Raw genomic sequence first — 19,632 nt, forward strand, 5'->3', positions numbered from 1 at the left:
CCCACCACCACCAGCACGTGAGGACGCCCACCGTGCCACTGACCGCCCCGCACCGACTGCTGGCCGCCCTCCTGACGCCGACCCTGGCCACCGGACCGGTAGCCGCCATGACCCCACCGGCCGTGGTCGACGCCGGACCGGTCCGGGCCGTCATCGTCGTCCTCGCCGACCAGCACGACACGGCTCCCGGGCGACTGTTCGCCGACCGGGCCGCCCGGATCACCGCCGACCAGCAGCCGATGCTCACCGACCTGCGCCGCGTCGGGGCCACCCGGGTGGCGCCCTTCCGCCTGGTGAACGCCATCGCCACGACCCTGCCGGAGCGGGCCGTCGCGGAGCTGGCGACCCGACCCGGGGTGCGGGCCGTCCTGCCCGACGCCCCGCTGCGACTGCGCCAACCGGTCGCCCCGACCCGGCCCGCGCCACCGGCTGGCGGGGCCGCGGCGGGTGCTCGCGGCTGTGCCGGCCCGGATGGGCCGCCGCTGACCGAACCGGAGGGGCTGGCGTTGACGCGTACCGTCGGCTCGCCCGGCGCCCACGACCTGGCCGACGGGTCCGGGGTGCGGGTCGGCGTGCTCGGCGGGGCGATCGACCCGGCGGCGGCCGAGTTCGTCCGCGACGGGCGATCGGTCGTGGCCGGCTACGCCGACTTCACCGGCGACGGCCTGGACACCCCCTCGTACATCCTGGAATCCTTCGGCGACGCGAGCGTCGTGGCGGCCCAGGGCGTCGGCGTCTACGACGCCGGGCGGTACGCGCATCCGGCGCACCGCCCCGACGGACCGTGCCCGATGCGGATCCTCGGCGTCGCACCGGCCGCCACCGTGCACGTCGCCAAGGTGTTCAGCAACGTCGCGGCTCCCACGTCGGTTGTCCTGCAGGGCATCGAGTGGGCGGTGCTGCACGAACGTGTCGACGTGCTGAACGAGTCGTTGGTGGGCTACGGCTATCCGGACACGGCCGCCAACGCCCTGCGGCTGGCCAACGACGCCGCCGTCGCGGCGGGAGTGACAGTGGTGGTGGCAACCGGGGACGCCGGGCCCGACGACACCCTGGGTTCGCCGGCCAGCGACCCGGACGTCATCGCCGTCGGCGCGAGCACCCAGCTGCGCGCCTACGGCCAGCTCGGGTACGGCGGGTCGCCGCTCGGCGACGGCGGCCACCGGTCCGACTCGGTGTCCGCGTTGAGCTCCGGCGGCACGGCGCAGGAGGAACCCCGCACCGTCGACCTCGTGGCGCCCGGCGACACCGGGTGGGCTGCCTGCTCGACCGACACCGCGCGCTACCAGAGCTGTGTCTCCTTCTTCGACGGCGGCACCCCCAGCCCGTTCTTCCTGTTCGGCGGCACCAGCGCGGCAGCGCCGTTCGTGGCCGGGGCGGCGGCGCTGGTGATCCAGACGGTCCGCCGGCACACCGGCGGCACCCCGACCCCCGAGCAGGTCAAACGCATCCTCATGAGTTCGGCGACCGACCTGCGGCAGCCGGCCGGTCAGCAGGGCGCCGGGCGGGTGGACACCCTCGCCGCGGTGCGGCTGGCCGCCGCCCTGGCCGACCACCGGGAGTCCGCCGCCCGGCCCGCCGACGCCTCTGCCGGAGCCGCCGGTCGGCCGGCCCCAGGGGCCGTCGCGGGGCTGCTCGTCGCCACGTCGACGGCGAGCGTCACCGGCGCGCCAGGGCAGGCCACGCCGGTCGCCGTGCACCTCACCAATCCGGGCGGGCGCGCCCGTCGCGTCACCGTCGGCCTGCGCTCCACCGCGCCGGCCCGCAGCCTCGCCGCCGGCCAGGTGACGCCGGCCGCGGGGGCGGGGACGGCCTTCGTCGACTCCGACGGCGTACCGGCGAACGCCCGCCGGGTGCCGGTCACCGTGCCCGGCGGGACCGACCAGATCCAGGCCGCGGTGGCCTGGGACCCCCGGGGGCACACCGCGCCGGTCGCGGTGAGCGTCTTCGACCCTGCCGGCCGGCTCGCCGGTTACTCACTGCCGCTGGGCAATGGGGGGTACGGGCGGGTGACGGTGGCCCGGCCGCAGCCGGGCCGATGGACCGTGGCGATCTGGACCCGTGACGACGGGACACCGCCGGTGGGTGCGGTTCGGTACGACGTCACCGCGCTGCGGCTGACCACGCGCGGCGGTCCCTCGGTCGTCGTGCCGCCCGGCGGTACGCGGACCGCCTGGCTGCCGGTCCGCCTGCCGCCCACGGCCGGTGACTCGTCGGCAGCCGTGACCGTCGTCGCCGGCGCGACGGGTTACGCGGCGCTTCCGTTGGGACTGCGGGCGCTGGTGCCGACCGGTCCATCCGGTGGCAGCTTCGGCGGCACCTTCTCCGGGGGCAACGGCGCCCTCGCCGGGTGGGCGCTGCTCGGGCAGCGGCGCAGCTTCCAGTTCGACGTACCGGCCGGGAAGCCGGCGCTGGCCGTGTCGGTGCACGCCGGCGACGACCCGGGGCTGGAGGTGTGGGGCCTGCTCGTCGACCCGACCGGAATGCCGCTCGCGGCCAGCAGCTCACGCTCCGCCGGAGCCACGGCGTCGCCCCGGTTGGACCTGGTCCGGCGTGCCCCGCAGCCAGGTCGATGGACCGTGCTGCTGGTGCTCACCGCACCGACCGCCACGGTCCGGACCAGCCAGCCGTTCCGCGGCCGGGTGGGATTCGCCCCGGCCTCGGTGGTGGCCAGCGGCGTGCCGGCGGGAGCCACTCTGCCGGCGGGTCGACCGGCCGAGGCCACCCTCACCATCACCAACACCGGTACGGCACCGGCGTCGTACCTCGTGGACGCCCGGTTGGACGCCATGGGCGAGGTGCCGTTGCGGCCGGTGGCGTCCGCCACGTATCAGACACCGGTGTCCGCCGTCGACGTCTACCCTCGCTTCGCGGTGCCGACCGGCACGACCCGGCTGCGGATGTCGGCCGACTCGACGGTGCCGCACGTGCTGGACACGCAGCCGTACGGCGAGAACGGCTACTACGTCGGTGACCCGGACCTGGCCGGAACCGCCGGCCGGCGCTCGGAGGTGCTCGTCTCGTCGCCGGAGGTGTCGGCCACGACCTGGATCTGCAACGCCAACCGGGCCGGGCCGTTCGGCGGTGCACCCCAGCCGCCGGCCCGGGTGGACTGCGCGGCGACCGCCCTGACCCGACTCTTCGACGGGCGGATCACCTCGTCCACCGGCAGTCACTGGCGGCGAGTGGTCGAAGGGTCGACCGAGCCCACCACGCCGCTCACGCTGGCGCCGGGGCAGAGCGGCCGGGTCACCGTGTTCTTCAGCGCGGACGAACCCGTGGGAGACCTGGTCACCGGGTCGTTGACGGTGACCACCCTGGACGCCCGTACCGGGTTCGGCACGGAGGTGGCCGCGGTGCCCTACGCCTACAGGGTGCGTGGTGGTGCGGTCGACCATGGTGCCGGAAGGGCGTAGGGTCCCAGGACCATGAAGGCGCTGATCTCGGTGGACCTGGAGGGCATCTCGGGGATCGTGCATCCCAGCGAGACGAACCCGGATCGGTACGACTACGAGCGCGGCCGGGCCCTGATGACGGCCGAGGCGAACGCGGTGATCGCTGGTGTGTTCGACGCCGAACCCGATGCCGTGGTGTGGGTCGCCGACGCACACGGCACGTTCCGGAACCTCCTGCCGGAGGATCTCGACAGGCGTGCTCACCTCGTCCGGGGCAAGCCCCGCCCGTTGGGCATGCTCGCCGGGCTGGACGAGCAGACCGACGCTGTCCTGTTCGTCGGCTACCACGCTCGGGCCGGCGCCGGGCCCGCCGTTCTGGCGCACACGATCAGTGACGCCGTCCTCGACGTGCGGGTGGCCGGACGGTCCCTGGGCGAGATCGGCCTCAACGCCGCAATGGCCGGACACCTGGACGTGCCTGTCGTCCTGCTCAGCGGGGATGACACCGCCTGCGCCGAGTTCAGCGAGCTGGTGCCCTCGGCGGTCACCGTCGCCGTCAAGCAGACCCTGGGTCAGGCCGCCGCGGTGGCGCTGCACCCGCAGGAGGCGCGGGAGCGGCTGCGCCGCGCTGCCGCCGACGCGGTCACCCGGCGCGCGTCGATCCCCGCGCCGAAGGTGACCGGGCCGTTGGACGTCGAGGTCGACCTGTACGGCCCGTACATGGTCGACCTCGCGCTCCTGGTGCCAGGTGTGACCCGCCTGGGCGGCGGCCGGACGGTTGCCTTCCGCGCCGCTGACGTCGCCGAGGCGTACCGGCTGGTGCACCTGCTCGTCCAACTGGCCAGCGTCAAACCCGGCTAGGCAGCGCCCACCTCGCGCCGTCCGACCGCCGCAACGGCCGAACCACTCAGCAGCCGAGCCTCCTGGTGGAGAGAGCGATGTCGTCGATCCAGAGGTCGAACTCGCCGGGCGTGGTGCCGCCCTGGTAGAGCTGCCAGCCAACCTTCACCGTGTTCACCGTCGGCAGGACGAAGGGCACGTCGTTGCCGCCGTGCTCGGTCGTGGAAGCGGTCAGGTCCGGGTTCGCCACGCCGTCGATCCACACCGTGACGCGGTTGTCCGTCGGGTCGAGTTTCCACTCGAAGCACTGCCAGGTGTCCTCCGTGACCGGGGCGGACTCCCGCCAGTTGGTCCAGTCGCCGGTCGGGCCGCCGTCGGCGCCCACACCCCAGAAGACTCCGGGGACCGTGGGAGCGTACTGACCGCCGACCGGACGGACGACCTCCGAACTGCCGGTGCCGGTCGCCTCGACCAGGGTGAAGTGCGCCCAGTCGGGGGCGGTGGGGAAGGCGTCGACGCGCAGCCGCATCCGGCCGTAGAAACGGTTGCCCGGCGCGGCGAAATCGTCGACCCGCAGGAAGGCGCGCCCGTTGTCCACCGTGTGGATGTGCAGCACCTGGTTGCCGTGGCGGGCACGCTCGACGGTGAGCGTGCCGTTGCGCGTGTCGACGCCCCAGTCCAGCGTGCTGGCACCACCGCTCGGCAACCGCTCGAAGTCCTCACAGAAGAGCAGGCCACGGGTGCACGAGCGCGACGAGGCACCGGACGCGGCGGCCGGAATGCTGCCGGCCGTGGTGCCGAGGATCAGGGCGGCGGTGCACACCGCGAGGAAACGGCGCATGGTCATCCTCCATGACGTTGGGCCTCTACCGTGTGGGCAGGGCCGGAATGCCTCCACCGGACATCGCGACCCTGCTCACCTCGTCGTCGATCTCGGTGCGCCGACATGGCGAAGGGCGGCGTCTCGGTGTCGTGGGAATACGGGGCGGGGACACGTACGACGGACACCTGCCCGTCGTCGGCCCGGCGATGCGGCGCGCTGCTCCCGTGCTGCCGGTTTCCAGCACGGTTGCCCCCGTGCTGCGGCGATGAGAGCCATTCCAGCACACCCGCAGCCGTTCCAGCAATATCGACTTGCGTCGCTACGTGATCCGTTGCGGCCTACGTCGACGCGTGCCCTGCCTCCGCCGGGACCGCACCGGCCACGACCGCGTACCCCCGCGGGACACGCGGTCAGAAGGTGGCGATCGGGTTGACCGGGCTGCCGGACGTACCGGCGAAGCGGACCGGCGCCACCGCGAGCTGGAAGTCCCACTGGTCGAGCTCGGTGGCCGTTGCCGCGCACGCCTCCAGGTCGCAGTTGTCGAGCAGCCACAGACCCATCGCGACGAGGCTCACGGCGTGAACCGGCATCAGTACGCCGTCGTACCCCGATGGTTGCACGTCCTGGGGGGTGTCCGCGCCGATCAGCGCGACCTGCCGTTCCCGCAGCCACGGCAGGCAGGACGCATGCCAGCCGGCCTGGGTGAGGCCGATGGCCGCACCGGTCTCGTGCCGAAAGCGGCCGAAGCCGGTCCGCAGGAGCACCGCGTCGCCGGGTCGCACCCGCACACCCTGGCGACGCTCGGCCTCCTCCAGGTCTTCGGGAAACACACCCTCGCCCGGCTCCAACCACGGCACACCACGGACCCCCGCGATGTCCAGCAGGACACCTCGCGTGATGATCCCGTCCGCCGCTGCCGTGACGGCCGCCCACCCCGATCCCGTCGCGGCGTCGACGAACGAGTGCGACCGCCCGTTGTACATGGCGCCGTCCCAGAAGATGTGGCACGGCGAGTCGATGTGGGTGAGGGTGTTGCCGTGGAACGTGATGCCGAGCCGCTCGGACGAGAAGCCCCAGCGCCGGTCACCGTGGAAGTGGGGCGGCATGTGCTCGGCGCCCGGCATGTCGGCGGCGCACGGGCACGTCGTCGTCGCCCGTTCCATGTCCTCCGGGACGGCGATCTCCCACGCGCACGACACGCTCCTGCCGTGGCGCACGGCCCGCGCCGCCGCCAGCCGGACGTCGTCGGTGATGTGGTTGAGCGTCCCGCGCTCGTCGTCGTCGCCCCACCGCCCCCAGTTCGACAGTGTGTCGAAGTATCCGAGCACGTCGTCCTGGGTGGGCATGGTTCGCCCTGCCGTCATCTGGGCACCGACTCCTCCGGTCACGCGGTCCGGGGCGCCGCGGGCGACGGCATTCCGACCTCTCCCCTCACGTCCCACGGTCCGCTGAGCTGGCCTGACAGTACCCCAGCGGGCCAGCAGCAGATCGGGCACGGCGCACCCGTACCGCGGTGATTGATGGTGTGCGGCACGGCAGCCAGTGTGGTCAGCGATCGGTGACCTGTCGCATCCGTACAGCATGCCCGACCGCCAGGTGTCACACCGGCCCGGACGACGTCCCGCCGCCCGCAGCAGAGCCGGCGCCGCCAGGGCCTTGACGTGCCGACGGGCAGGACGCATGGTCAGATGATATCGACCATCTCAAATCTCTTGTCCTGGGAGAACTGATGAAGACCCTCGTCACCACCGCCTCGGCCGCGGCCCTGTTGCTCCTGGCCACGGCCGGCGCATCCCCCGTCCGACCCACGGCCGACGCGCCCTGCGCCGGGCAGATCCACCCGAACCCCGGGTTCGAGAGCGGCACCACCGGCTGGACCGCCGGCCCCCGCATCGTCGTGCTCGGCGACGCGACCCGGCCCGCACTCACCGGTCAGGCGTACGCCACCTTCGCCGGACTGGACGTGACGCGTGGTGACCTGCTGCGCACCACCGCCACGGTGCCGGCCGGCTGCACCCTGACGGTCCGCTTCTGGGTCCGCACCACCACCACGGAGACCAGCCGCGGCGACTACCTCAACGTCGGGCTGGCCGTCACCGGAACACCGCCGAAGACGAGGTTCTCGCTGGCCTTCGACGGCGGGGCGCCGTGGCGGCAGTACGCCATGTCGACCGGGACGGCAACGACCGAGCGGACCGCGACGGTCAGCTTCCTCGCCAGCGAGACCGCCGGCAACGGCGCCACGGCCTTCGACGTCGACGACGTCACGCTCACCTTGAGCTGACCGCGACGGCGTCCTCAGTTCCAGGCTCTTCCGGCCCGGACCCACGCGACCTCGGCGGTGCCCTCGGTTGCGTAGCGGTGATTGGATGGGCCGGTGGATCCGTGGGAAGCAGTGTTTGTCGTCATCGCCGTGATCGGGTCGGTGGGGGTCGCGCTCGGGGCCATGTCCCAGGATAGGCGCCGCTCGGCGACCCAACTCGCGGCCGTCCAGCGCAAGCTCGACCTGATAATGGATCACCTCGGCATCGCCGAGCCGGTGAACCCGGACGTCGTCCGGCACCTGGAGGGCGGGCGGACGATCCACGCTGTTCGCGCCTACCGGAACCAGACTGGCGCGAGCCTCATCGAGGCGAAGCAGGCGGTGGACCGTATCGCCAGTACGCTCCATCTCGGTCGGTAGGCGTTCGCACGGCCTCGGCCTCAGTCGGCTTGCCATGATCCCGCGGTTGCGGCCGTCGCCGCGGCGTCCTGGTAGGCACCGGCGACCAGCCAGGCCAGGGCCAGAGCGATGGAGTCCTGCTGGCTCAACCGCCCGAACGCGTCTCGGCTTCGCCGGTGACCCGCGCGCCGCAGCTCGCGCAGCACGGACGCGGCCGTCGGGAGTTGGGCGTCCAGGAGCGCCCGCGCGTCCCGTTCGACGTCCGGCACCAGGGCGCTGCGACCGACGGCGACAACTCGTTGCAGGTGGTGGCTGAGCAGATGCAGCGGTGGTTGCGGTTGGTCGGCACCGGACGGCTCCGTCGTGGTGGTGCCGTCGGGTAGGTCGGCGCGCTGCATCTGGTCGACGCCGAGGTCGACGTGTCCGCCGAAGCGGTCCGGCAGCCAGGACGCGGCAACGGCCAGGCCGTGGACCTGGCGGGGTCCGTGGAAGCGTCCGATGATCCGGACCGGCAGGCCGGTGGCGTGGGCGGCGAGCAGACGCAGGTTCGCGACGTACGGAAGCACCGGATCGTCGTGTGGCGCGACGACGATGATCGGCCCCGGCAGGTCCGCCGTCCGCAGGAGGAGACCTCGCTGGTCGGTGGCGAGGACGCCGTCGAGGAAGGCGAGGTCGTGGCCGGCGGGCCGCTCGGGTCGGGCGAGTTCGCGCGCGCTCAGCCAGCGGGCGGCCTGCTCGGGGATCGGTTGCCGCCAGAGGGTGTCGGCTGGTTCCTCGTGCCAGGTGCGGCCTGTGGTTCGTACGGCCTGCACGGTGCTGCCGTGGCTGAGGCGCCGGTCGGCGGAGGCCTGGGCGTTGCTGGCGATGATCCCGGCGCGGCCCAGCTCGCGGTGGCTGAGCGTCACGTCGCCGAGGTTGACGCTCGCGTGCGCGGCGGCGCGGGCGGTGTCGCCGTCATCGGGGCGCGCCTGCGCCAGGCTCCAGATGGTCGCCGTGCCGTCGGTCAGGTAACTGACCGCGCCGACGTGGCCGGTGGAGGTGCGCAGCGGCTCGGTGCACAACCCGTACAGGTGCAGGTCGCCGACCGGCTCGTAGCCGCGCCGGCTCGTGCCCCGGGCGGCTCGCTGGTCGCCGATGCCCGCACCGAGGAGGTGACAGACGGTCAGTGTCTCGCGCAGATCGTCGGTGAGGTCGGCCAGGTGGAATCCGGGGGTGCTCCGGCGGGCCGCGCGCAGGTGTTCCACCACCCTGGTCGCGGCTGTCGCCAGTCGGGGCAGTCCGACGGCGCGTGCCTGGTGGATGGCGCGGAGCAGGTCCGCCTGGGTCACCGCGCCGGCACCTGCCACGCCGTGTTCGAGGATCAGCGCGGCGACGTCGCGTACCTGGGTGGCGGCGGCCTTCTCGGCGGCGGTGGCGGGCGGGCCGGTCTCGGTGGGCGCGACGGTCTCGGGGGTGGCCACGTCCGGTCCGGCTGCGGCCGCCTGGTGCGTGGTCCGGACGGGGGCGGCGCTGAGCACCGCGGCTCGGTGCAGGCAGCGTGGTGCGAGCAGGCAGGTGCAGGCGGCTGCGTCCGGGGTGTCGACCGGTGTGGTGAGGGTGACGGTGACGTCGCCGTCGACGGCGATCGTCACGCCGGAGTCGGACGCGGTGACCGTCCAGCTCGCCTGCTTCTCGACAGCCTGGTCGAGCTTGGACCGCAGCCGGGTGGGGAGAGCGGCGACGGCGGCGGCCGTGACGTGTGGTGCGACGGGGGGCAGGCTCACCGGACCTGGTCTCCGATCCAGCGGGCCAGCTCGGTGGGACTCAGCGCGGCGACGGGCATCCCGGCGGCCACGAGTTGCCCGGCGACGGCGGTGCTGTAGCGGGGTTGGCCCCGGTCGTCGAGGCTGGCGCAGCCGAGCAGGGTGACCCCGTCGTCGGCGAGCGCCCGGACGGCGGTCAGGAGTCCGCCGATGGGATGTCCCTCCTCGAAGTCGCTGACGAGTACGACGAGGCTGCGGCTCGGGGTGGTGACGATCTGCCGGGCGTAGCGCAGGGCCGCGGCGATGTGGGTGCCGCCGCCGACGCTGATCTCCATCAGCAGGCTGAGTGGATCGACGACCCGGTCGGTCAGGTCGACCACCTCGGTGGAGAAGGTCACGAAGTGGGTTCGCAGGGTCGTCACGCCGGCGAGGACGGACGCGGTCAGCGCCGCCCAGATCGTGGACGGTTCCATCGACCCGGAGACGTCGACGAGGAGGATCACCTGCCAGTCGACGCTGCGTCGACCGCGGCTGCGGAAGACGAAACGTTCGGGGCGGAGCTGAGCTGCACCGTGGGAGCCGAGGTGTGCGGTGTGCAGGTTGGCGTGGACGGTGGCCCCGAGGTCGAGGCGCCCGGTGGATCGGCGGCTGCGTCGTGGTGTGGCGAGCCCGCTCAGTGCCGGTCTGATGTCCCGGGCCAGTTGCGCGGTCAGCTCGGCGACGAGCCGGGCGACGAGGGGGCGCAGTCGGTGCAGCCGCGCCTCGGGCAGACCGCCGGCCAGGGCCAGGACGGTGTGCAGCAGCGCCACCGAGGGTCGGACGCTCTCGGGCGTGATGGTGAGGAGGGCGTCGGCGCGTCCCCGTTCGGCGGCGCGGGCAAGCACCTCGTCGCGTACCGCCGCGCCGAACAGCGCTTCGAGGTCGTCGGCCCAGTCCCGCACCCGCGGGTACGCGGCTTGCCGTCCGCCGCCGGGTCCCGCGGCGGTGTGCGAGCCCTCTCCCCTGCCGCTTCCGTACAGCTCGTCGAGAGCGGTGGCGAGCTGGCGTGCGTGCGGTGGCAGCTCGTCGGGGCGGCGGCCGAGCAGCAACCGCCAGCGCTGCGCGGCGGGCAGCGTCCGCGCCCGGGACGCCGGGCGGGGTTCCGCCGGGGACGATGGCGCACCCGCGCACTCGGCGGTGCTCTCACCGCTGTCCGTGGGCAGCCCGAGGGCGGCCAGGGCCTGCCGGCCGGCCCGGTCGACGGCGAGCCACTGGGCGAGCAGGCCCGGCGAGATGAGCACCGTCGCGTCGACGTCGCCGATGCGGTGGCGAACGGTGTGCAGAAGGCGGTCCCGGTCGGCGGGGCTCAACGCGTCGAAGCCGCCGCGCAGCGCGGGCAGCCGGCGGACGAAGTGGTCGTCGTCCCAGCCGTCGACGATGTCCAGCAGCGGGGCCAGCGTGTCCCCGCCGGCCTCGAGCAGCGCGCCGGCGAGGCTGAGCGCTCCGCGGAGCCGGTCGGTGCACTCGGCGGCGGGCATCTCGGTCCAGGACGCGAGGGCCGCGCCGAACACGCGGGGGGCGGCGAGGCCGAGCAGCACCTGGACGGCGTGGGCCGCTCCCCGCATCACCGGTGATCCCTCGCGGGCGAGGCGGCTGACGGAGTCGCCGAGTCGCAGCAGGTGACCGCTGTCGTCGGCGTTGCGGACCAGGTCGAGCAGCGCGCGGGCATCCGCGAGGTCGGTGGAACCGGCGAGTCCGTCGATGGCGCGCACCGCTGCCGCGTGCAGGTGGGTCAGGTGCTCGCCGAGGCCGATCGGTGGTGCCGGCGTGGCCGGGATGTGCCCGCGGTGCAGCCGCTGGAGCAGGTGGCCGGCGGCGGCGAGTTCGGCGAGGCTGGCGGTGCCGGTCACGGCGGTGTGCAGGTCGGCGAGGTGGACGTCGACGGCGTCGGGGAGGCCGCAGGCGGCGGCGCGGGCGAGCCCGGTGACGGCCTGTGCGGCGGTGGGGCCGCCGTCGGCAACCTCTCGGCGGCGCCGGGTGTGGAGCATGCCGGCGGCGGCCTGGGCGAGGGTGACGCCGTGTGGACTAGCGGCGGCGAGACCGGCGTCGGTGCCGGGCTGCCAGTGCAGCCGCCAGCGGGTGGTGAGGGTGTCGGGCGTGGTGGTCTCGGCCGGCTCGGCGTAGGGCACCTGGCAGGCGAGCAGTCGTTGCAGGGTGGTCTCTCGTCGCCGGTCGAGCGGGGTACGCAACGGATCCAGGCGAACCGTGCGGGGCGGCTCACCGGGGCCGGGCAGGCGCAGCTGCCGCAACAGGGCGATGGTCGCGGGAGTCAGCCCGCTGACGGGGGTGTCCGGGCAGGGATGACCCCGGTGCTGCCCGATCAGGGTGTGCTGCATGGCGGCGGCGACCGCCCGGCCCCGCCCGACCGGCTCACCCTGGGCGAGAACGGTCTGCAACGCTTCGACGAGTTCACCGCGTCCGGCGGCGGGCAGGTTGCGCAGTCGGGCCAGATCCTGGGCGAGCCGGGTGATCTCGGCGGCCTCCGCCGGACCGGTGGGGTGTCCCTGGTCGCGCACGTGCCGGGTGATCTCGACGGCGAAGCCGCGCAGGCGGGCGGCAAGGGCGGCGGGGTCGGCGCGAGCATCGTGGACAGACTGCTGCCAGCGCGGATCGCGGATCCCGGCGGGATAGCCGGATCGCGCGTCGAGCAGGTCGAACGAGTACGGCACCAACGAGATGACGGGTGCCCGCCGCGGCGACCCGGCATCGGGTGTGGGTGGTGTGGCGGGCGATGGCTGGCCGGGTGTGGTCAGAGCGGGGGCGTGGAAGGCGCCGACCACGACGGCGAGGCGGCCGGGGGTCTCCGCGATCCGCTGGCGCATCCACGCCTCGCGCCGCCGATCCAGGGCGTCGACGCCGTCGACGGCGGCATCGGTACGCAGCGCCCAGCCGACCGCCAACGCCGACCGGCGTACCGCTTCGGGCGGTGAGCCGGGGGCCGTGGCCTCGACCCAGCGGTCCCACAGGTCGTCTCCGGTCCGGCCGGTCAGGGCGGCCCGCACGGTGTCGGCGTACCCGCTCGCCCGGGGGCCGACGGCGGTCGGGCGTTCCTGCCAGGCCGGGTCGGTCAGCGGCAGGTCGCAGCAGTGGGCCGGCACGCCTCGGCGGCGCGCCCACCGCAGCGCGGCCAGCTCCGGGGAGAAGTCGGCGAACGGGTAGAACGCCAGCGGTCCGCCCTCGTCGCCGTCGGCGGCGGCGAGCGCAACCGGAGCCCGGGTGTCGGGGTGCGCCAGCCAGGTCAGCCACGGCTGCATGTCGGCGGGCAGCTCGACCAGCACCGCGTCCGGGGCCGCCGCCTCCAGCAGGGCGGGGATCGCGGCGGCGAGCACCGGCGAGTGGTGTCGCACCCCGATCAGGGTGACCCGGCCGGTGTCGGTGAGACGCGCGACGGCGGCACGCGGGTCGTCAGCGGTGCCGTGGTCAGTCACGGAGGACATCGCGCTGCTCCCACAACTGCCGCCACATCCGGCCGCCGGCCTCGGCGCGGCGGCGCAGGGCGCCGTCCCAGTACGCCAACAGCCGCGCGTGGTCGGCCGGGTCGTCCTTGCGTACCACGCCCACCAGGTGCCCGGGTAGCAGGGACAACGGGTCCGGGCCGGGCAGGTACGCGGTGGAGAGGCCGATCGACGCGGCGACGGCGACGGCCTCGGCGGTGCTCATCACCGAGGACGGGCGTTCCACCTCCCAGCCCTCGACGGTGCTGCCGGTGCGCAGGTCGCGGAAGGCGGTCACCAGCGTTTCCAACACCGCCTCGTCCACCGTGTACGCGGCGCCGACCCGTTCGACGGTGGCGCGGGCCTGCCGGGTGACGAGGGCGACCTCGGCGTCGAAGTCGGCGATCGGAGGCACCACCTCGAAGTTGAACCGCCGTTTCAACGCCGCGGACATCTCCGACACGCCCCGGTCCCGCAGGTTGGCCGTGGCGATGACGCAGAAGCCCGGCGCGGCGTAGGCGACCGGGTCCTCGGCGAGTTCCGGCAGGACCAAGCGACGGTCGGACAGGATCGACACCAGCGCGTCCTGCACCTCGGGCAGGCACCGGGTGATCTCCTCGACCCGGGCGACCGCGCCGGTGGTCATCGCGGTGAGCACCGGTGAGGGCACCAGTGCCTCCCGCGACGGCCCCTTGGCCAGCAGGAGCGCGTAGTTCCAGCCGTAGCGCAACTGTTCCTCGGTGGTGCCGGCCGTACCCTGCACGGCCAGCGCGCTCGTGCCGCACACGGCGGCGGCGAGCAGCTCGGACAGCATCGACTTGGCGGTGCCCGGTTCGCCGACGAGCAGCAGGCCCCGCTCACCGGCCAGGGTCACGACGCACCGCTCGACGAGGGCCCGCTCCCCCACGAACTTCGGCGCGATGGTGACCTGCCGGCCGTCGGCGCCGGGCACGGGGCGGCCGGCGGAGCCGGCGATGAAGGTGACCACCGCCTGCGGGGTGAGCTGCCAGCCGGGCGGGCGGGGACCGCGGTCGGCGGCGGCCAGGAACGCCAGCTCGTCGGCGTACTGGTGCTCCGGCGGGTCGATCTGTCGGGCGTTCACGCCTTCTCCTGCAGGTCGAGGTAGCGGGGTTCGTCACCGGTGGTCACGCGGTCCCAGACCGTGCGGAACAGCTCCGGCGTCGTGCGGGTGACCAGGGTCAGCCCGTTGAGGGACAGGTACAGCGGCTGTTTCCAGGTCTCCATGGGCGGGGTGGGGTTCTTCGCCGCGAGCCAGCCGCCGGGCAGGAAGACCCCCCGGCCGGCGCGTTCCCGCTTGCCCGCCACCACCAGTCCGGCGTCGAGCAGAGCCGCCTGGGCGTGCTTGAGGGTGGCGGGCTTCCACGCGTTCCAGGCGCGCACGTTCACGTCGGTGGGGTTCGGCAGGGCGAGCAGTTGCAGGTAGTAGCTGGCAGAATCCCGGTCGAGACCGGTGTGCGCCGCAACGGCGTCGACCAGGTCGGGCGCGCTGACCCGAGGGTCGCGGTGGTCACCGCGGGCGCCCTCCGGAGTGGACAGCACGGCGGCGAGGTCCGGCGCGAGCACCAGCCGCAACGCGTCCGCGACCGGGCCGGAAATGAAGCCGAGGGCCGGGTCCTGCGGTCCGCTGAGGTGGGCAGGGGCGAGATGGTGCGCGACCATGTCCCGAAAGGCGTGCCCGACCACCAGCGCCGGCCCCACCTGGGGCTGCTCACCCACCTCGTGTTGCCCGCCGCCGATCAGCAGTCGCGGATTGCGCAGCCGCTCCCGCAGCAGCTCCAACGCTCGCGGCAGAGCGTCGCGCATCGGGTCGCCCCACGGTAGCTGGTAGGCCAGCCACAGCAGCGCCGCCGTGCACTCGTACAGATGGTTGCCGTCGAACGGGGTGCCGTCCGTGGTCGTGGTCTGCAGTCGGCCCCAGTCGCCGGGCTGGCTTTCCCCGTCGGTGGTCAGCCAGCTTCCGGGGGCCGGGTTGGCGATCGTCTGCAGGATGTCGGCCGCTCGGTTGGTGGGTAGGACGCGGGTGGCGTCGGCGAGCAGGTGCTCGTCGATGACGACGCGGGCGCCGCGCAGCGCCAACCAGGCCGTGGCGAGGCCGTCGACGTCCGGGCCGGTGCGCCACAGCTCGGCCGGGTCCTGCGGCATCGCCGCGTCCACGAGCGCGATGCGGTGCCCGTACGGCAGGGACTTCAACGCGTCGCGGGCGGTGCGCGCCTGGGTGTTGTTCACCCCGAGGGCGCGCCGCTGGTCGGCGGTGAGGAAGTTGGCCTGCCAGTCGTCGATGCCGGGAAGACCGGCCAGCAGGAGGGCGGCCTCGGCGCGCGTCATGCCGGTGCGGTGCGCCAGGTCGTCGACGCACTCCGCGCGCCAGGGCGCCGGGCCCCGCTCGGTGAGCAACCGGCAGAACTCCCGGATGCGATCGGCGCCGCGCCAGCCCGCCGCGACGGTCTCCGCCTCGACCGTGGCACCGGCCGGTGGGATGAACCGCCCGTCCGGGGACAACTGCACGGCCGTACGGCGCCACTGCTTGCCGTTCGCCGGATACCAGGTCGGGCCAGGTTGGGACAGCAGCACCGTGACCTGGGCACCGTCACGCTGAACGACCCGGTGGTCTTCCGGTGGCGCCTCGTCCCACGCCACGGTGAGCACCCGCACGGCCTGCGCCGGGTCGGTCAGCGCGGTACCGGCCAGGGTGGACAGCATCTGGGCCAGCGCGTGGCGTTCCCGCTCATCGGTGACCGGCGCGGCGGCGCGGACGGCGAGGGCGCCGAGCCCGCCGAGCGCGTCCACCCACATCGGGGTGGCCTGCGGTACGTCCTCGACCGTCCCGGCCGCGAGGAGGTCCGCGACCGCGGTGATCTGCCGAAGGATCTCCCGCCGCGCCTGGGCGCCACCGCCGTAGTAGGTGAACCGATCCCTCGGCAACAACCCGGACCAGGCGGTGCGCAACAGATCATCGGCGACGGCGTCGACAGGGGTCTCGTCGACCAGTTCGGTCGCCACCAACTGCGGCACCGCTTCCAGTCGCCGGCGCAGCCGCACCGCGCGCACGACCTCCTCCGCCAGGGCGGTACGGAGCACCGGGTCGGTCACCTCCGTCAGCACCTCGGTGACGAGGGCCAGTGCCACCGCACTGGTCTCGGTGGACGTCGTGACGGTGTCGTCGATCGCCATCAGCCGGGCCGTGTCGGCGGCGTCGAGCCGCCGCAGCCGGGCCGAGCCCGGCACATCGCGCGGGGTCAGCGCGTGCCACCAGGCCAGCGGCGGGAGGTGCCGGGATGGGTGGCACCGGTCCACCGGTTCCCGGCCGTCGGCACTCCAGACGGTCAGCGCCAACTCGCCCCGGTGCTGCGGCCGCCCGGTCACCGGTAGCACGACGTCGCTGCCCGGTAGCCGCAGGCCGGCAACCAGCGCGTCGCCGTGGAACGGGTTGCTGCTGGCCCGGACCGCGCTCGAGTGCCAGGACACCCGCCGTCCGTCGACGCCCTCCCCCACCTGCGTGCCGTCCGGCAGGCGGGTCACCCGCCACCCGACCAGCCCGTCGCGCCAGCCCAGCGGCGACGAGGCGAACCGCGCCGGCGCCGGCCGCAACTCGCACAGGCCGGCGAGGAGGGTCGCGCCCGGGGGCAGGTCCGCGGCGAAGAACGCGGGCAGGCTGTACCGACCGGCCTCGCCGGTCGCCGGGTCGTACTCCCGCCAACGCCGTTCCTCCGGCGTCGGATCGGCAGGCTGTTCACATCGCCAGAACGAGACGCCGTCACCGGCGACCGGATACGTCGCGGCCGGACCGCGGGTGTCCCCGGCGTGCCAGGGCCGACTGCCCGTGGTCGTCGCGCCGTCGGGCAACGGCAACGGCAGCGACCGGCGGCCCCACAGGGCGTGGTCCGTCGGTCGGCCGGGCTCGACCAGCATGTCCGGGTCGGCCGACCAGTAGCCGGCGAACCGGCCACTGCTGCCGTACCAGCTGACCAGGAGTTGCCCGTCGACCAGCCGGCAGGTGGTGTCGGCGTGGGAGTTGCGCGCGTGCGGGCTGTCCGGGGGCGGGTACCGGAAGATGTGTTCGCTGGTCGGGGCGTCGACGTCGACGACGTGCGCCGTCTGGTTGTCGTGCACGACCAACTGCGGCCAGGCGTCGCCGAAGCGTCGGCCGAGTTTGTCCTCGGCCACCTGCTCGTACGCCGGCCAGGACAGTTCCGTGACCAGCCCGGCCCGCAGGGACCGGGCGAGTACCGCGGGCACGTCGACCTCCGTCAAGGCGGTGAACGCGTCCGGCGCCAACGCCACCCCGGCGGGCGACCACACGGCCGCGAGCTGTGACAGCGCCTCGTCCAAGCCGAGCAGAGTGCCCTCCGACACCCGGGCGGCCCGTTCGACGAGCAGTTCGGACAGCACCTCCCGCAGGCCGGCGGCGCCCAGCGTCTCGGTGACCAACTGCGCCGGCAGTGGCCCCGACCCGTGTCTGCTGTGCAGCTGCGACAGGGTGTCGGCGACCCCCCGCGCCAGCAGCGCCCGACATCTGGGGTCGGCGGCCACGGCGCGTAGGTCCCGCCGGCCGGGGGCGGCGTCGCGCACCCAGGCGGACACGTTGAACGCGCCGCTGTCGCCGCCGACCGCCACCCTGCCGGCCAGGCACACGTCGAGAACGTCCAGGTCGGCCCGGTGCGCGAAGCCGCTCCACAACGTCACGGGCCGACCCTCCGCCCGCAGCCGCGGCACCAGGTCCGCCACGACGCGCACGAGCCGCTCACAACGTCGCCGGCTGCGCCGTTCCCGCAGCGCCATCAGCCGCTCCAGCCACCGCGCCGCGGACACCGTCGCCGCCTCGTCCCGCAACACATCGAGCGTGCCGGCCGCGTCCAACAGCTCCAGCCAGAAGTCGGTGACGTCGGTGGACCAACCGGGCGGCTCGGGGAGGATCTCCACCAGCCGAAGGCGCACCGAAGGGTCACGCTCCGCCAGCCGCAGCAGGGGTTTGCGGTACGCCTTCCACACCGCCTCGTTCGAGCGGGCCATCGCGGGGAACGCCAGCAACTGCCGGATCACCGCTTCCGCCTGCTCCTCGGCGTCCACGCCGGCCGCCCTCGCCAGCCGCCGCAGGTCCTCCGCCATCCCGGCGTACGGCGGCAGCCCGCCAGCGACGCGCCGGAGGGCCAGGGTCCGCACCAGCTCGTACGCCTCCGGTGCCGGCCGCCGCGTCGCGACCGCGCGCGCATACTCGGTCAGCATCTTCGCCGTGAGGGCACCGGCGAAGGCGAACTCCAGATGCACCTCCCGCAGTCGCTCCTCGTCCACGGTCAGCCCGTGCACCTGTTCGGCCCGTCGGGCTTCGGCGAAGCAGCCGCCGGCCATCCGGGGGTTGTCGGCGGCGCGGAAGGCCCGCCCGGCCTCCTCCCAGAACGTCGGCAGGAAGTGCGGCGCCGCCGCACCCAGCCGGACGGCGAGCTGCTGGTAACCGTCGCGGGCGTTACCCGGCTTCGACGCGGCGGTCCGCGCGAGCCGTGCCATGTCCTTGACCATGGCGAGCGCGTGCCGACCGTTCGCCGGATCATTGATCAGTGCCCACGCCGGGAACCCGAGCGACTGCCGCCGGGCCGTGCCCACCGGCGTCGGTTCGGCGGTACGGCTGAACCCGAGGAACTCCATCGACAGGTCCTCGGCCTCGCCCAGGGTCGCCCCGGCCAGACGGACGACGGTACGACCGGTGAGCGCCGGATGGGTGTAGCGACGCGCGGCCACCACATCACGTCCGGCCTGTGCCTCACCGCCCGGCAGGATCGCCCCCGCCTCCAACAGCGCCTCACTCACGCCCGCTCACCGTCCTCGTCGACAACCCGTCCGGCGTGCAGATTTGCCGCCATCCGCATTCCTTCCGACCACGCCACCGGCCCGACGGCCGCCAACGCCACCGCCTCCCCCTCCGGATCGGTGAAGTAGAGCGCTCCGGTCTCGGTCTCGTACAGCGGATCGCCCTCGCCGATCCACACCGACGCGACGATCGGAACGCCGTCCTCCCACACCCGCACCGACGCGGCGCCACCCTGCACCCGGTAGCCCGCCGACGTCGCCCGCGCCTGCACGTGCCGCAACTCCTTGTACCGCCCCCGGGCGTAACGGGACAGGTCGCGACGCCGTTCGTCGAGTGCCTCCGGCAGTGCCCACACCTCCCGGAACAACTGCAGCGTCTCCTGGCGCACCCCCAGGTCGACGGCGAACTCCCGCAGGTCCGCCAGGTCCGGCAGGCGGACCGGGTGTGGGAGGACAACCTGCACGGCGGTGACGCGGCCGCTCTCGCCGTCCAGGTCCACCACACCGAGGCCCTTCTCCGGGTCCGCGTCACGCAGCAGCCCGGCCCGGTCGGTATCCCATCGCCCCGCGCCGTCGATCGGCACCACGACCAGATCACGCAGCGACGTACGCCACGCCTCGTCCGCCCACACCTCGCAGATCACCGTCGTCGGCACGGGCAGCGACCGCACCATCCACTGCTCGACCTCCCGCCGGCAGGAGACCTCGTGCCGCTTCAACCACTCCGAGAGCTGCCGCAAGCCGACCACCGCGTCGGTGTCCCGCAACGCCTTGGGCAGGCTCTTGAGCAGCCTGCCCTGGCGGTTTCGCGCGACCACCTTCCCGCGTTCCAGGCTCACCTCGTAGTCGGCACCAGCCGCCAGCCAGCCCATGT

Annotated in this window: 11 protein-coding genes; 4 read left to right on the forward strand and 7 right to left on the reverse strand. The window is 73.9% G+C overall.

Annotated elements, in window-relative coordinates; genetic code table 11:
- Positions 1–17: 17 nt before the first annotated feature.
- Together AB0A90_RS01885 and AB0A90_RS01890 are read left to right on the forward strand one after the other, a co-directional pair.
- Positions 18–3,416 carry a S8 family serine peptidase gene (locus tag AB0A90_RS01885; protein ID WP_357240034.1) on the forward strand — a complete coding sequence of 1,133 codons (3,399 nt, stop codon included), beginning with the start codon at positions 18–20 and terminating at the stop codon, positions 3,414–3,416.
- A 12-nt stretch (positions 3,417–3,428) separates the two neighbouring features.
- Positions 3,429–4,256, forward strand: coding sequence for a M55 family metallopeptidase (locus AB0A90_RS01890; protein ID WP_357240037.1), 828 nt, complete (start codon positions 3,429–3,431; stop codon positions 4,254–4,256).
- Between the two features lie 46 nt (positions 4,257–4,302).
- Here AB0A90_RS01890 and AB0A90_RS01895 read toward each other — a convergent pair whose 3' ends face one another.
- Together AB0A90_RS01895 and AB0A90_RS01900 are read right to left on the reverse strand one after the other, a co-directional pair.
- The gene (locus AB0A90_RS01895; protein WP_357240039.1) at positions 4,303–5,082 is read right to left on the reverse strand and encodes a hypothetical protein; all 780 of its coding nucleotides are present in this window, start codon (positions 5,080–5,082) and stop codon (positions 4,303–4,305) included.
- A 386-nt stretch (positions 5,083–5,468) separates the two neighbouring features.
- A complete protein-coding gene (locus tag AB0A90_RS01900; RefSeq protein WP_357240042.1) occupies positions 5,469–6,422 on the reverse strand; it encodes a cyclase family protein in 954 nt (317 codons plus the stop codon).
- Between the two features lie 365 nt (positions 6,423–6,787).
- Between AB0A90_RS01900 and AB0A90_RS01905 the strand changes: the two genes are divergently transcribed.
- Positions 6,788–7,342, forward strand: a complete 555-nt coding sequence (locus AB0A90_RS01905) for a hypothetical protein (RefSeq protein WP_357240045.1) — start codon at positions 6,788–6,790, stop codon at positions 7,340–7,342.
- Positions 7,343–7,435: 93 nt separating this feature from the next.
- Positions 7,436–7,741: a hypothetical protein gene (locus tag AB0A90_RS01910; protein WP_357240048.1), complete on the forward strand. Its 306-nt coding sequence runs from the start codon at positions 7,436–7,438 to the stop codon at positions 7,739–7,741.
- Between the two features lie 20 nt (positions 7,742–7,761).
- On the opposite strand, the gene AB0A90_RS01915 is transcribed toward AB0A90_RS01910, so the two are convergent.
- Genes AB0A90_RS01915 through AB0A90_RS01935 form a run of 5 tightly spaced genes read right to left on the reverse strand, consistent with a single transcriptional unit; the run spans position 7,762 to position 19,630 of the window.
- A complete protein-coding gene (locus AB0A90_RS01915) occupies positions 7,762–9,483 on the reverse strand; it encodes a hypothetical protein (protein WP_357240050.1) in 1,722 nt (573 codons plus the stop codon).
- Positions 9,480–12,938, reverse strand: coding sequence for a DUF5682 family protein (locus AB0A90_RS01920; RefSeq protein WP_357240053.1), 3,459 nt, complete (start codon positions 12,936–12,938; stop codon positions 9,480–9,482). Before AB0A90_RS01920 ends, AB0A90_RS01915 begins: the two co-directional genes overlap by 4 nt.
- Positions 12,922–14,037, reverse strand: coding sequence for an AAA family ATPase (locus AB0A90_RS01925; RefSeq protein WP_357240056.1), 1,116 nt, complete (start codon positions 14,035–14,037; stop codon positions 12,922–12,924). The genes AB0A90_RS01920 and AB0A90_RS01925 overlap by 17 nt, the downstream gene beginning before the upstream one ends.
- Positions 14,034–18,758: a hypothetical protein gene (locus tag AB0A90_RS01930; RefSeq protein ID WP_357240059.1), complete on the reverse strand. Its 4,725-nt coding sequence runs from the start codon at positions 18,756–18,758 to the stop codon at positions 14,034–14,036. Before AB0A90_RS01930 ends, AB0A90_RS01925 begins: the two co-directional genes overlap by 4 nt.
- A complete protein-coding gene (locus tag AB0A90_RS01935) occupies positions 18,755–19,630 on the reverse strand; it encodes a DUF4132 domain-containing protein (RefSeq protein ID WP_357240061.1) in 876 nt (291 codons plus the stop codon). Before AB0A90_RS01935 ends, AB0A90_RS01930 begins: the two co-directional genes overlap by 4 nt.
- Positions 19,631–19,632: the final 2 nt, after the last annotated feature.

The organism is Micromonospora sp. NPDC049204 (genome assembly GCF_040647935.1).
In the GTDB taxonomy this organism is placed as follows: domain Bacteria; phylum Actinomycetota; class Actinomycetes; order Mycobacteriales; family Micromonosporaceae; genus Micromonospora.